This window comes from Sulfuricurvum sp. MLSB, from assembly GCF_000747095.1.
GTDB lineage: Bacteria > Campylobacterota > Campylobacteria > Campylobacterales > Sulfurimonadaceae > Sulfuricurvum.
In genome coordinates this window covers 30,274-43,950 of the sequence record NZ_JQGL01000006.1, presented here as the reverse complement: position 1 = coordinate 43,950, position 13,677 = coordinate 30,274, and the positions used below count along the sequence as shown (strand labels likewise).

Here is a 13,677-nt window from a genome sequence, read left to right as displayed (position 1 = left end):
AATGATTGCGTTGAAGGTATCAAATGGATAATTTTTTTGCAAAACGGATTATTCCGTGTCTCGATGTCAAAGACGGCCGCGTCGTCAAGGGAGTCAATTTCGTCGGGCTCAAAGATGCCGGTGATCCGGTCGAGGTGGCTAAACGGTATAACGAAGAGGGGGCCGATGAGCTCACCTTTTTGGATATTACCGCCTCGCACGAAGAGCGTGATACGATCGTCCACATCGTCGAACAGGTAGCGAAAGAGGTCTTTATCCCCCTTACCGTCGGTGGCGGTATCCGCAAGCTCGACGACATTTACCGGCTCCTCGCGGTCGGATGCGACAAAGTGAGCGTCAACTCTGCGGCGATCAAGCGCCCCGAGCTCATCGACGAAGGGGCAAAGCGGTTCGGCAGCCAATGCATCGTTGTCGCCATCGACGTCAAAAAAACGGGGGATCAATACAACGTCTATCTCAACGGCGGCCGCGTCGATACGGGGATTAATGCGCTTGAATGGGCGAAAGAGGTAGTAGATCGCGGAGCCGGAGAGATACTTCTGACGTCGATGGACGCCGACGGAACCAAAGCGGGATTTGATCTCTCCATCACCGAGCAGATCAGCCGCACCGTGAACGTCCCGGTTATCGCCAGCGGCGGGGCGGGGACGATGGAGCACATCAAAGAGGCATTCGATCACGGCGCCGATGCGGCGCTCGCGGCAAGCATCTTCCACTACAAAGAGATCGACATCATGGATCTCAAGCGCTATCTCAGCGCCAACGGGATTCCGGTACGCTTATGATCTTGTGCGCGGGGAATAACGAGACGTTTGATTTTGCGACCCCGATCGGAGTGGGGCTGATCGACAGCGCGATCAATCTGACGCGGCACTGTCTGATCGAGAAACCCGAATTTCTCCTTTTCGTCGGGAGTGCCGGGAGCTACGGCGATTACGGGATTCATGAGATCGTCGAGTCCAAAACGGCCTCTAACATCGAACTGGGCTTTTTGGACAAGAATGCCTACACCCCCATCGACAACGTCGTTTCGGCGCAAACGGAGGAGATCAAAGACGTTATCGTCAACTCCTCGAACTACATCACGACAAGCACCCGGGCTATGGAGCAGATGAGATCGCTCGGTATCGGATTGGAAAATATGGAATTTTTCAGTGTGATGCGGGTGGCGCAGGTATTCGGCATTCCGGCGGGCGGAGTGTTTTGCGTCACGAATTACTGCGATGCGAACGCCCACCGCGACTTTATCGCCAATCACGGGTTCGCCAAAGTATTGCTGCGTGAACACATGCAGACAAAAGGGATGATACGTGGTTAAAAAATGTATCCTTGACTACACCAAAGCCGAACTCGCCCAGATGGTGAAGCCCTCATTTCGGGCGAAGCAGATATGGGGATGGATCTACCATCAATACGCAATGAGCTTTGAGACGATGGCGAATCTCCCCAAGGCGATGCGCGAAGAATTAGCGTCTCAGTATGAGATTATGCCCCTTAAAATTGCCCGTAAAGAGTGTTCAACCGACGGGACGATCAAATATCTTTTCGAGCTGAGTGACGGTAAAACGGTCGAGACGGTGTGGCTCAAGATGAAAGACGAAAGTATCGACGAGGAAGGGAACATCGAACATGAAGCCCGCTTTACCGTGTGCGTCTCGACGCAGGTGGGGTGCAAAGTGGGATGTTCGTTCTGCCTCACCGCCAAGGGGGGATTCACCCGCGATCTGAGTGCCGGGGAGATCGTTGCACAGGTGCTGGCCGTTAAAATGGACAACGACCTCGCCGCCCATCGCCGTCTCAACATCGTCTATATGGGGATGGGGGAGCCGCTGGATAACCTCGATAATCTAGCACGTGCGATACAGATATTGAAAGACGAAGAAGGTTTGAGTATTTCAGGGAAACGTCAGACAGTCTCGACGAGCGGTCTGAGTACCAAGATCGACAAGCTGGGGCAGATGGATCTGGGCGTCCATATCGCGATCAGCCTTCACGCCGTCGACGATGAGCTGCGCAGCGAGCTGATCCCGATGAACAAAGCCTACAATATCGCCTCGATCATCGACGCAGTGAAACGGTTCCCGATCGATACCCGTAAGCGGGTCATGTTCGAATACCTCGTCATCAAGGGCAAAAACGACGACCTCGGCTCGGCCAAAAAGCTTGTGAAGCTGCTGCACGGGATCAAGGCGAAGGTGAATTTGATCTATTTCAACCCCTATCCCGGAAGCGATTATCAGCGTCCTTCTCGTGCCGACATGGTCGCGTTTCAGGAATACCTGATCAAGCACGGGGTACTCTGCACGATCCGAGATTCAAAGGGTCTGGACATCAGCGCCGCGTGCGGTCAACTTAAAGAAAAAGATTTAAAGGAGGCGGGACAATGAGCGCGATGGATTGGTTCCAGGTGGGATTTTTGGTACTTGTCGTGGGGATCGGGCTGGGCGGCTTTATCTGGGCCGCCATTAAGAAAGATTAACAAGGATGCTAACGGGTGGCAAGCTGCCCTTGGGATTCTTGTTTAAAAAGCATGTTGATTTGTTCGATCAGGTACAGAGGATCGGTTTGATGAGCATGTGCCATGATCCCGAAATGCAGATGAGGTCCCGTAATCCGTCCCGTTGCACCGGTTAGCCCGATAGATTGTCCCTGTTTCACCTGATCGCCGACGTTGACGTCAAAACGGCTGAGGTGAAAATAGCAGCTGTAAAGCCCTTCTCCGTGATCGATGATAACGGTTCCTCCGGCGTAATAACGCTCTTTGGCCAAAACGACGATACCGTCATTTGCCGCCAGGATAGAAAGCGGTGTCCGTGCGCGGAAATCAACCCCGCCGTGATAGCTTTTAAGTGTGCCGTTATAGGTGCGCGCAGAGCCGTATTCGCTGGTAATGTTGCTTTCCAGCGGTCGGATAAAAGGTTTATCCCAATAACGGATCGGCGTGAAGGTGTTATAGATGGACATCGCTTCGGCCTGCTCCTGCGCTATCCTCTCCAGCGCTTCGGGCGGGGGAGTCACTTTTGAGGGATCGACGCTAAGGGTTTCGGCAGGGTAGGAAACAGTCTTGATACTCAGCGGCAACGGTACTTTCCGGCCCGGGGTATTCCAGGTCAAATTGTAGTCTCCCGCAGAGGCATAATAATCGACCGGGACAATAACGATTCCTTTGGAACGATCCAGCGGATGCATGACGACGCTCAGATTTTTATCCGGTGCAGATACCTGTCCCGCCGGGGAAGGAAGAATGATGACGGTACTTTTTCCGGTGAAAGCGTCATTGCTCCATCCTGTCGCAGCGATGAGTAAAAAAACCATTAACAGATAGTGCACGCAGGTACTCCCGAACCAAAAATAAATGTAATTGTAGCATTATGGCAGTGAAAACGGTCCAGGGTATATATCGTGATACAAGATTGTTTCATTGCGTGCGTATCTGTGAATGACGAAAATTATGTTACTATGTTAACAATAGGGCAATGAAATATTTTAAATCAAGAGCATACCGTATGAAAAAAGCTTATGCTATCAGCGTTGTTATCGTTTTGTTGATATCGATTGTCGCCGTTTCTCTGTATTACTATATGAGTCGTCCCCAAACGTCCTCCGAAATCCGGATTTCCACGAATCCGTGGGTTGGTTTTACCCCGTTTATCTATGCTCAGGAGAAAGGGTGGCTGGAAAAGACGCCGTTTCGCTTCATGTGGCTTGTCGACCTCACCGACAACGCCCGTCTTTACCAGCGGGGATTTACGCAGGGGTTTACCGCAACGCAATACGAATTGATGCATTTCAAAGAACAGCATGCTATCAAGCCCGTTTTCCTGATTGATCATTCGTATGGGGCCGATGCCATCCTCTCAAACCGAACCTTGGAAGAACTGCGTTCCGTGAAAAGCCCGATCAAAGTTTTTCTGGAACGCGGGTCGCTCAATGAAGATTTTTTTGAAGCTTTCGTCAAAGAGCAAAAAATGGAATCACTTGTTTTCAGCCAAATAGACGCGTCCCAAAAAAATATCGGCACATTGCCCATGCGAGAAGACCCCGTCATTATTATTTCCTATGCGCCGTATCTTTCGGAACTGACCAAAAAAGGGTATCAGACGATAGCCTCAACCCAGACCATGAACAGCTTTTATGTCATTGATGCGCTCTTCGTCGATGAAAAAGTGATCGACGCAAATAAGCAGGAATTTATCCGGCTCAAAGAGATCTTGAGCTTGGCGATCAAACGTTTCAGAGAAGATCCGAAAGAATATTACGCGACGATCAAAGGATATCTGGAAGGACAAACGTATGAAGAGTTTATGGCGAGTACCGAAGGGATAGAGTGGCTGAACGACACCGTACCCGAGACTATCGTAGCCCATCTAAATAGCCAACAGGTTAAAACAGACAGGTTGCTGCCGTGAAAATCCAGCGTTTTATCCTCATAAACATCGCCATCGTTTTTTTGGCCATTGCCGTCGTTTCGGCAGGTTTTTACTATGTTGAACGGACGATGACGTTGAAATATGTGGGAACCGCATTGAATCAAAGTATTTTTAATCTTGAAGAGGATTTGACCAAAGCGCTCCAAAGCAATCATGCCGATGCGGTTCAGACGTTGTTGGATCAATCCGCCGCCATTGATGATGCCGTGGAGGTTTTTTCCCTCTCTGTGGATGGTAAAACGATAACCATGTCTTCTTCGCGCTCGTTGAGCGGGAAGTTGATCGGCGAGGGGTATCGCCCGATTGCCGACATTCAACGGGGGATACGGGAGCATCATCTGCTCTATGCGGTTAAGTTGACCTATTTTCCCGAGGCGCAGCAGGAAAGCGCTTTGCTGCTGATCGATTTGAATGAAGAATTCATTTTCGGTCGGCTGAAGCAAATCGCGCTGTTTTACGGTATCGCATTGTTTCTGGTGTTTGCCGTTTTGGCGTTGAGTGCTTTCTTGGTAGTCCGCCGATGGATTATCTCACCGTTGGAGCAGATTGCTTCACGGGCCGAAAAGCAGGAAACGGGCTACCAAAAGCACTTGATTGAGGAATTCTCTTTACTGGACAAAACGTTAAGCGAATCTTTCGGTTCCATGAAAATGCAGCAAGACCACCTTAAAGAAGCGTTGGATGAGACCCGCTATCTTGATGGAATCCTTCGGACCGTGGCCGATATCAATCAATATTTGTTGACGGCGAAAGACATACATGAACTGTTGAGCCATTCGTGCACACGGCTCTCCGAACATCCGGGGTATGCGCTGTGTCATATTACCCTTAAAAAAGAGGATACCCTTGTCGTCGAAGCGTTTTCCGAAGATACGACGGGATACCTTTATCCGGGGATGAAAATCGATCTGAATCAGGACCAGGCAGATGATCTGGAACCCTCGGTGCTGGCTGTAAAAGACAGAGAGACGATCATTGTCGATCATCTGGAACATAATACGTCACTAGGGGCATGGCGCTACATTGCCGAAAAAGGAAGATTCGGTTCGGTTATTGCCATTCCGCTTGTGGAGAACATTGATAAGCCTCCGATGGGAGCCATAACGATTTATGCCAAACATTCGCAGGGTTTTGAGCCCAAAGAGATTGCCATGCTCGAAGAACTGGCCGGCGATATCGGATTTGCCATCGGCTCATTTACCCAGCGTCGGCAGCTGCAATACCATCTTACGACCGATTCGGTAACCGATCTTCCCAACCGGTTTTCGCTAGTGGAAGCACTTGCGCAAGAAAGCGTATCCGCATTGGCTATCATCAATATTGACCGGTTCAGCGATATCAACGACGTGTACGGGATTGCAATCGGTGATGCTATTTTGTCGGGATACGGACATTGGCTCAGAAGAATACTCGCTACCGAGAAAAATATTTCCCTATACAAAATGGGGAATGATGAATATGCCTTGGTGTACGATGATTGCAGTGACATGAGCCGGTGCATCGAATTTCTCGACAAACTGATTACTCTGACGCAAAAAGAGTCGTTTGTGATTGAGGGGATCGAGATTGTTCTGACAATTACGGTCGGTATCGCCCCGGCTTCGGATCGGGTGCTCGAGCATGCCACCGCCGCATTGAAACAGGCAAAACTAAAACGGCACAGTCTGGAAGTGTTCTCGTTTGAATTCAAGCAAGAACAGGGGAACAACATCGCCTGGTACAAACGGATTAAAGAAGCGGTCGAGGAATCGCGCATCGTTCCCTATTTTCAGCCGATCGTCGATAATGCTACCCAAAAAATTACCAAATATGAAGCACTTGTCCGCCTTATCGATCATGACGGCAAAGTGATTTCGCCGTATCTGTTTCTGGATATTGCCAAAAAAACGAAAATTTATCCCGAATTGACCAAAATGATGATCGATAAAGTGATCAAAGAATTTAAAGGGCGGTCTTTGCCGGTGAGTCTGAATCTTTCCACTCAGGATTTGACGAATCCGGATTTGGCGGATTATCTTGAATCGACCATTCTGACCGAAGGGATGGGAAAATTGATCATTTTTGAGATTTTGGAGAGCGAAGGGTTTGAAAATTACGATGCGGTCTGCGGATTTATCGACCGGTTTAAATCGATCGGATGCCGTTTCGCGATCGATGATTTCGGTGCGGGATACTCGAATTTTGACCACCTCCTGAGACTCAATGTCGATACGCTCAAAATTGACGGAACGTTGATCAAAAATCTTCCGCATGACCGGAACGCCCAGATATTCGTCAAGCATATTGCCGAATTTGCCCATGAAATGGGAATCACTACCGTAGCGGAATTTGTGGCGAGCGAAGAGATTTTTGAGCGCGTCAAAGCGATCGGGATCGATGCTTCGCAAGGGTATTATTTTTACGAACCTGCGGCCGTGCTGATTGAAGAGTGAGTGGAAGTACTGCGTCGTTTCAGCCAATATTCTCCCCATTTGTACCCCTCCTCGAGGATAAAAATCCCCGTCGAAGCGATAAAAACGTATCCCAGTATCTCTGCGGAGGGGGGGATGACGTGAAACCATTCCGGGATGATGTACAACGCGATCCCCTGCAAAGCGACTCCCGTGGTGATCCCCATCCATATCCATGGATTGATCGTAAGGGTGCGTCTGATGTTTTTTAACAAAGGTTCGGATTCTTTTTGGGCAAAAACGGCGTTGATCCACTGCGCGACGACGACCGTACAAAACGTTGCGGTCAATGCCGTTTCGTAGGGATGGTCGGTTGAGAGAAGGTACAAGAAAAGAGAGATGGACATCAGCGCGGTCGCAAACGCAAACCAGACCAGACGCAGCAGCGTTGCCCTATCGAAAAACTGCTGTTTCAGGCCACGTACACCCCGCGTCATAACGTTTCCTTCTTCTTTGCACATGGAAAACATTTTGTCGTTTACTCCGTCGGTGACGATGTTGATCCATAGGATCTGGGTCGGATGGAGCGGCAGAGGAAGCGCCATCAGAATGGCAACACTGATAATCATGATTTCCCCAAGGCTCGTTGATAGCAGGTAAAAGAGGACTTTGCGCAGGTTATCGGCGATGACGCGTCCCTGGCGTATCGCATCGACGATAACCCCCAGATTGTTGTCCACCAGTACCATTTTGGCCGACGATTTCGCCGCTTCGCTGCCGTTGCCCATGGCGATCCCAAGATCGGCGGCTTTAAGTGCAGGCACGTCATTGACCCCGTCTCCGGTTACGGCGACAATTTCCCCATCATGCTGAAGCGTCTGGACGATGCGGTATTTGTGTTCCGGCATCGCACGCGCGATGACAGAGGTGTTTTTGAGGGCTTTTTGCAATGCGATATCGTCCATGCGGTCGATATCGGCTCCTGTGAGAATGTGCAGGTCGGCTTCCGCCATTCCGACTTCACGGGCAATGACGTGCGCCGTGATCGGGTTGTCCCCGGTGATCATGATAAACCGTATCCCCGCTTTTTTGGCGAGGGCTATGGCTTCTGCGGCTCCCGCTTTCGGGCGATCGGCAAAAGCGACCAGTCCGGTAAGGACAATGGGCGCGGATGAGGGGTCTTCCCAATGGCGGTCGCTGACGCCGAACGCCAATACCCGAAGCCCCTGTGAAGCCATTTCATTGTGGGCGGTTTTGAGGTATAAAAGCTCGTCGTCGGGGTTGACCGATAGCGGCAGCAGCGCTTCGTACGCTCCTTTGACGTACAGTTTTTCGGAACCGTCGAATCGGTTGACGGTTGCCATCATACGGGTCACGGGGTCGAAAGGGTGGTAGAAAACCCGCTCGTACCGAAGATTCGTTGCCTCAAAATCGTCTCCGAGCCATTTGGCAAGAGCGACGTCGACGCCGTCTCCATGCCCGTTCTTGGCGTCATTGCACAATGCGGCGCATATCCTCAGCGCGGATGAATCCAGGGCGATTTCTTCCTTGACCGACAAAACTCCTTCCGTGACGGTTCCTGTTTTGTCGGTAGCTATGAGGGTCGCGCTTCCGAGCGATTCGACGGAAGGAAGATGCCGAACAAGGATTTTATGCCGGCTTAGCCGATAGGCACCGATAGCCAGGATGAGGGTGATGACGATGGGAAGCCCTTCGGGCACAGCGGAAACGAGCTGTGCGAGCATGAATGTCGCTACTTCGTCGATGCCGCGTCCCTGCATCAGTGCAATGAACGCAAGAAAAGAGAGGATAAGAATGATGGCGATCAGAAGGAGTTTGGAAAAGTGCTGTATGGAACGTGTCAGAGGCGATTGGGGGGAATCCTCCTGTGCGGATCGCGCTATGCGGGCGATTTCGGTCGATTCTCCGGTGGCCACTACGATAGAGGTCGTTTTGCCGCGAAGTATCGACGTTCCCGAAAAGAGGATGTTGCGGCGTTCGAATATCGGTGCGGCATGATCCGGCACGATGTGGGAATTTTTGTCGCAGGGAAGTGATTCGCCGGTCAAAACGGCTTCGTCTGCCTGAAGAGCATGCGAATCAATGAGGCGAATGTCGGCGGGGACGATATCCCCCTCGGCGAGGATAACGATGTCTCCCGGTACCAGTTCGCGCGACGGGATCAACGCTTCGATGCCGTTTCGCAAGACCCGTACATGGCTCTCGGTAAGCCGCTGTAGCGCCCGAATCGACGTTTCGGCTTTAAGCTCCTGATAAAATCCGAGCAGAGCGTTGATAATAAGGATGGCCAGGATAATAATCCCGTCTTTGGTGTGATCCATCGCAAAACTTATGACGGCGGCAACAACGAGGATAATCACGATGGGGCTGGCAAACTGGCCGATAAAAAGGGAAATCCCGGAGCGTTGTTCTTCTTTGAGGGTATTCGGGCCGAAATGCTCCAGTCGTTCTTCGGCATCGACAGCATTCAGCCCTTCGGACGAGGTACGCAATTGATCAAAAAGTACTTGCGGGCTTTGAGACCAAGGAGATTTCGGAAGTTCCATGTGCCGCCTTTTGACAAGGATTGACAACTATTATAGCCAAGCGAATTAATGAGTTAATAAACAGGGATTAAATAAAAAAAGAGAAAGGGTGGTGCGGACGAAAGGACTTGAACCTTCACACCGTGAGGCACCAGATCCTAAGTCTGTTTTTTGACATTTTTCATAATTTCTTAAATCTTTTCAAATCCTTTCAAAATCCATATATTTAGGGGTTTAATCGCCTTTATTGTTTTTCATTTATATGCATCTTTTTTCATCATTTTTCAAACTTTGTAGTAAAAATTGTAGTAAAAAAAGCCACTTCCTATTACGAAAACTTTGTTATACTTTTTCAACGAAAAAATGATCTATTGTGGATAAAAAGTAATTTTCTTTCAAAACAGGGGACTTATAACATGGCATTGAAGGCAGTTGGTGGACGATATGAGGGTGTCTGGGTCAATGAGCTAAAAAATGGCGATATATCCTTTTACATTAATTATCGTGATGATCACGGTAAGCCGGTTAAAGTACTTGTAGGTAAAAAAACAAGAATTTCTGATTTCACCGTAAAAGATGCCTATGCAAAACTGATTGAAATGAAGTATAAACTTCAGCATGATGAAGAACCGACGATTAAAGCGGGCAGAACTTCAAAACTAAAATTTGACACTATTTGGGAAGAATTTTACAGCTATGCCAAGGCAAATAAGAAGTCATATCTAATGGACGAAAAGAATTATAAGAAGCACATCAAGCCTGTTTTCGGGCATAAGAGTGTGAAAGATTTGACCTCTTTGGATTTCGAAAAATTCAAGCAGGATCTTACAGCAAAAGGGCTGGAGCCGCAGACGGTCAAGCATCAGATGACACTCATCCGAACGATCATTAATTATGCGATCAAACATAACATACTCAAAAACTTTGCCAATCCTATGGGTGAAGGAAAAGTCAAGATGCCGGACATAGATAACAAGCGGCAAGGTTATCTAACGAAAGACCAGGCCAAAAAAATTTTAGAGATTTTGAAATCGGCACACCCTTTGATGTATCATTTGACGGTGCTGCTCCTTTTTACGGGCGCACGGTTCAGTGAAATTACGGGTGCCTCATCTCAGAAAAACAAAACAGGTATCGATACCCGGTTGAAATGGGCTGATGTCAATTTCGCCAACAATACGATTTTTTTCAAAAAGACCAAAAATGGCAATGAGCGCCATATCGCAATGAATGAGATCCTTCGCGAAACGATCGATTATCTCTATGAAAACAGGGTCAATGAAAACGTTATCAACAACAGCGATGGTGGGATCATCTTGAGAATGCCGGACTATTTTGCTACGGCGGTAGAAATCGTCATCCCTGGAAATAAGAAGCGAGATACGAAATACAAAATCACTGCCCATTCACTGCGGCATACTCATGCGAGTTGGCTTGCAGAAGCCGGGCTGGATATTTTGCAGATCAAAGAACAACTCGGGCACAAACATATCGAAATGACGATGCGATACGCCCATCTGATTCCCAATATTAGACATGACATGACAATGAAGCTATTTTCTTAAATATACACTATTTCGACATGTTTTTAAAATATGTCGATTTTTTGTTTGTTTTTCGACATGTTTTTAAAATATGTCGATTGGATCATTATATTATCGATTCATCAAAATATGTAGCAGTGCATCATTGATATAATAGTTTTCTCTTCCAATTTTCTCGGTTCTCAAAATTCCAATATCAGACAAGGTCTGTAGATAGGTTGAGGCAGTTTGACGTTTGGCAATACCGCTTTGTTCCAAAAATTTGATTTTACAGTATGGGTGCATGAAAATCATCTCAAGCAACTCTTTGCTGTATATCTTTTCAGCCTTGTCTCTCATTATGTCTTTGACAGCTTCCGTGAGTTCCAATATGGCATCTATCTGTTCTGAAGTTTGTTTGGCGGTAAGTTCGATCCCTTTTAGAACATATAAAATCCAATCTTCCCAGAGACCATTTTCTGTAACTCCACGAAGTCCATCATAGTAGTCGCCTTTATTTTCGAGGATATAACGCGAAAGAAACAGAACGGGCATATCCAATAGCTTTTGCTCTACAAGAAAAAGGATATTTAGAATTCTCCCTGTACGTCCGTTGCCATCTGCGAATGGATGAATAGCTTCAAATTGGTAATGCATAACCGCTAATTTCACAAGTGGGTCAAGGTCGTCTTCAGAATAAATGAATTGTTCAAGATTTGCCAATTTTTCACGAATAATTGGTTCTCCTTCAGGTGGAGTATAAACAATTTCACCATTAGGTCCGGAGAGTTTGGTTCCTGTAGTCTTCCTCACGTCCATATGGATTTGTTTGATGATTCGAACGATTTCGACAAAAAGATTAGCACTCAATGGGCGTTTATGAATTTGTTCATATCCATACCAAATTGCTTGTCGGTACCGAAGAACTTCTTTGGTATGACTATCAAAAAGCCCGTCCATATCAGCTGCCGCACGGTAAAGTTCATCATTGGTAGTAACAATATTTTCAATTTCACTTGATAGACGGGCTTCTTGTAATACAATGGAATCGATCATCATACGTTGGTTTGGGATTTGTTGAGCTTTCCCTTTTAAGTCAGCAACTGCTCTTGAAGCAGCAATGGCTTGTTTGAGAATGGCTTTTGTTTCGAGTTCAACTGCTGGTGGCAGAAGTGGCAAATCGTTGTAAGGTAGGTTTCGATCAAACATTGAGATTCCTTAATGATTACACATCGCTCAGTTTATGAAGAATTTTTGATTTTATCTCTAATTCATTAGATAGGGGCTTAATATGCGAATTTTTCTGCAGATTTTCGATTAAGGGTATCAATTAATGTGGAGCGCTTTACTTCAAATGTTCGACACACCGCTGCTTTCGACATTCCGTTGTTTAATGCCTCTAAAATAGCATCCATCTTCTCTTGAGGGATCGCTCGCGGTCGTCCACCGATTCGCCCCCGCTTCTTCGCAGCTGCCAATCCGGCATTGACCCGTTCCTGGATCAATGAACGCTCAAACTGCGCCAATGCACCGAAAACATGAAATAGAAGTTCACCCGAAGGGCTGGAGGTATCCATTCCCTCAGTGAGAGACTTGAATCCGACTCCCCTGGATTTGAGCTGATTGACGATTTCGATCAGATGGGGGAGTGATCGCCCAAGACGATCCAGTTTCCAAACGACAAGGGTGTCTCCTGATTTAAAATATTCCAGTGCCTGTGCCAACCCGGCACGATCATCTTTGGATCCGGAAGCCTTGTCTTCAAATATATGCCGCTCATCCACCCCGGCACTTATCAATGCATCACGTTGAAGATCTGTACTCTGCCGATCACCGTCAGTCGAAACGCGCATATATCCTATCAGCATGTCGGAAAACCTCAAATTTCAGTATTCGTATATTATATTATTCCGACAGTGTTTTTCGTATATTTTATTGCTATTTGACAGATTGATTTGAAAGATTTGGAAGCGATGTACGAAAAACAACTGTTTTTCGTATAGATAAAAATTGGAAAAATCACTTATTTTAGCCAATACATTTTGTTTGTCAATACCCCTATATTCAGTGTTTTTTTGAATAATTTCGAGCTATTGTGCTTCTTTAAAAAATATTCTACAATTTCCTCAGTCGCGACCGGGAGTACTCTCAAATATTTTCGGTGAAACATGATTCGGGGTAGCTGCCGAATCGGCTTTCTTACATTACAGGCGCCTTGCATCCGGAACAGGCGCTTTCATTCATTGTCTACACCAGATTGAAAAAATGGCCCGATCGGGGAGAATGTCGTATTGTCTGAAGGAGTGTTCTTTCAGGAAATTTTCCGGCCTGGCGTTGTTTTTTTGATGGTGTAACAATCGCTTAAAAATGGGAGACAGACATGAGCGAGGTTATGTATAAAGAGATCGATCTACTGATCGATGAAGCGCGTAAAGAGATACTGATCAATCCCAGGGGGGAGAGATTTTACTTTGTGGAGTGCCATGAACAGGACAAGATATTCCGCAACGCCATATTGCACTACGATGCCGAGAAGAATCGCTACGAGATCGAGGGGGAACAGACCCTTTATACGGAGCATAAAGAGAGCGGGTGGGATTATGAAAAGCTTTTGTGCTGCCATCCTGAGGAGCTGATCGTCAAAAAAAGCTTTTTGGGCTTTACCTGGTACACCGTATGTGGGATCATGAAGCGTGACATCCGCAGCCATTATCTGTGTAAGCACGAGCAGTATCGGATCCATGAGCGTCTTGAAGTGATCGAACAGACCATAATAAAGGAGTGTTAG

11 protein-coding genes are annotated in these 13,677 nt (G+C 47.5%); 7 read left to right on the top strand and 4 right to left on the bottom strand.

Annotation, left to right across the window (positions count from 1 at the left end):
- The first annotated feature begins 23 nt into the window (after positions 1–23).
- From hisF to rlmN, 3 genes are read left to right on the top strand one after another with little or no spacing between them, the layout of a single operon-like run.
- Positions 24–785: an imidazole glycerol phosphate synthase subunit HisF gene (hisF, locus tag JU82_RS00465; RefSeq protein WP_037945515.1), complete on the top strand. Its 762-nt coding sequence runs from the start codon at positions 24–26 to the stop codon at positions 783–785.
- Positions 782–1,318 (top strand): purine-nucleoside phosphorylase, encoded by a 537-nt coding sequence (locus JU82_RS00460; RefSeq protein ID WP_037945514.1) that lies wholly within the window; start codon positions 782–784, stop codon positions 1,316–1,318. The genes hisF and JU82_RS00460 overlap by 4 nt, the downstream gene beginning before the upstream one ends.
- Positions 1,311–2,387: a 23S rRNA (adenine(2503)-C(2))-methyltransferase RlmN gene (gene rlmN, locus JU82_RS00455; RefSeq protein ID WP_037945513.1), complete on the top strand. Its 1,077-nt coding sequence runs from the start codon at positions 1,311–1,313 to the stop codon at positions 2,385–2,387. Before JU82_RS00460 ends, rlmN begins: the two co-directional genes overlap by 8 nt.
- A 100-nt stretch (positions 2,388–2,487) precedes the next feature.
- On the opposite strand, the gene JU82_RS00450 is transcribed toward rlmN, so the two are convergent.
- A complete protein-coding gene (locus tag JU82_RS00450; RefSeq protein WP_294891884.1) occupies positions 2,488–3,330 on the bottom strand; it encodes a M23 family metallopeptidase in 843 nt (280 codons plus the stop codon).
- 176 nt (positions 3,331–3,506) lie between these two features.
- Here JU82_RS00450 and JU82_RS00445 point away from each other — a divergent pair, with 176 nt between their 5' ends.
- Both JU82_RS00445 and JU82_RS11510 read left to right on the top strand, forming a co-directional pair.
- Positions 3,507–4,409 carry a hypothetical protein gene (locus JU82_RS00445; protein ID WP_037945510.1) on the top strand — a complete coding sequence of 301 codons (903 nt, stop codon included), beginning with the start codon at positions 3,507–3,509 and terminating at the stop codon, positions 4,407–4,409.
- Positions 4,406–6,862: an EAL domain-containing protein gene (locus JU82_RS11510; protein WP_294891882.1), complete on the top strand. Its 2,457-nt coding sequence runs from the start codon at positions 4,406–4,408 to the stop codon at positions 6,860–6,862. The genes JU82_RS00445 and JU82_RS11510 overlap by 4 nt, the downstream gene beginning before the upstream one ends.
- On the opposite strand, the gene JU82_RS00435 is transcribed toward JU82_RS11510, so the two are convergent.
- Entirely contained in the window at positions 6,829–9,387 is a 2,559-nt protein-coding gene (locus JU82_RS00435) for a cation-transporting P-type ATPase (RefSeq protein ID WP_294891880.1), read from the bottom strand. The two genes, JU82_RS11510 and JU82_RS00435, sit on opposite strands and share 34 nt — an antisense overlap.
- Positions 9,388–9,782: 395 nt before the next feature.
- On the opposite strand from JU82_RS00435, the gene JU82_RS00430 reads away from it, so the two are divergent.
- Complete coding sequence (locus tag JU82_RS00430; RefSeq protein ID WP_037945509.1) at positions 9,783–10,931, top strand: site-specific integrase; 1,149 nt, start codon at positions 9,783–9,785, stop codon at positions 10,929–10,931.
- Positions 10,932–11,021: 90 nt separating this feature from the next.
- Here JU82_RS00430 and JU82_RS00425 read toward each other — a convergent pair whose 3' ends face one another.
- Complete coding sequence (locus JU82_RS00425) at positions 11,022–12,098, bottom strand: Fic family protein (protein ID WP_037945507.1); 1,077 nt, start codon at positions 12,096–12,098, stop codon at positions 11,022–11,024.
- Positions 12,099–12,175: 77 nt separating this feature from the next.
- Positions 12,176–12,757, bottom strand: a complete 582-nt coding sequence (locus tag JU82_RS00420; RefSeq protein WP_037945505.1) for a recombinase family protein — start codon at positions 12,755–12,757, stop codon at positions 12,176–12,178.
- A 512-nt stretch (positions 12,758–13,269) separates the two neighbouring features.
- On the opposite strand from JU82_RS00420, the gene JU82_RS00415 reads away from it, so the two are divergent.
- Positions 13,270–13,677 (top strand): hypothetical protein, encoded by a 408-nt coding sequence (locus JU82_RS00415; protein WP_037945504.1) that lies wholly within the window; start codon positions 13,270–13,272, stop codon positions 13,675–13,677.

Coding starts and splice junctions, on each gene's coding strand:
- hisF (WP_037945515.1), top strand. CDS start 24: ATGGATAATTTTTTTGCAAAACGGATTATTCCGTGTCTCGATGTCAAA.
- JU82_RS00460 (WP_037945514.1), top strand. CDS start 782: ATGATCTTGTGCGCGGGGAATAACGAGACGTTTGATTTTGCGACCCCG.
- JU82_RS00445 (WP_037945510.1), top strand. CDS start 3,507: ATGAAAAAAGCTTATGCTATCAGCGTTGTTATCGTTTTGTTGATATCG.
- JU82_RS00435 (WP_294891880.1), bottom strand. CDS start 9,387: ATGGAACTTCCGAAATCTCCTTGGTCTCAAAGCCCGCAAGTACTTTTT.
- JU82_RS00430 (WP_037945509.1), top strand. CDS start 9,783: ATGGCATTGAAGGCAGTTGGTGGACGATATGAGGGTGTCTGGGTCAAT.
- JU82_RS00425 (WP_037945507.1), bottom strand. CDS start 12,098: ATGTTTGATCGAAACCTACCTTACAACGATTTGCCACTTCTGCCACCA.
- JU82_RS00420 (WP_037945505.1), bottom strand. CDS start 12,757: ATGCTGATAGGATATATGCGCGTTTCGACTGACGGTGATCGGCAGAGT.
- JU82_RS00415 (WP_037945504.1), top strand. CDS start 13,270: ATGAGCGAGGTTATGTATAAAGAGATCGATCTACTGATCGATGAAGCG.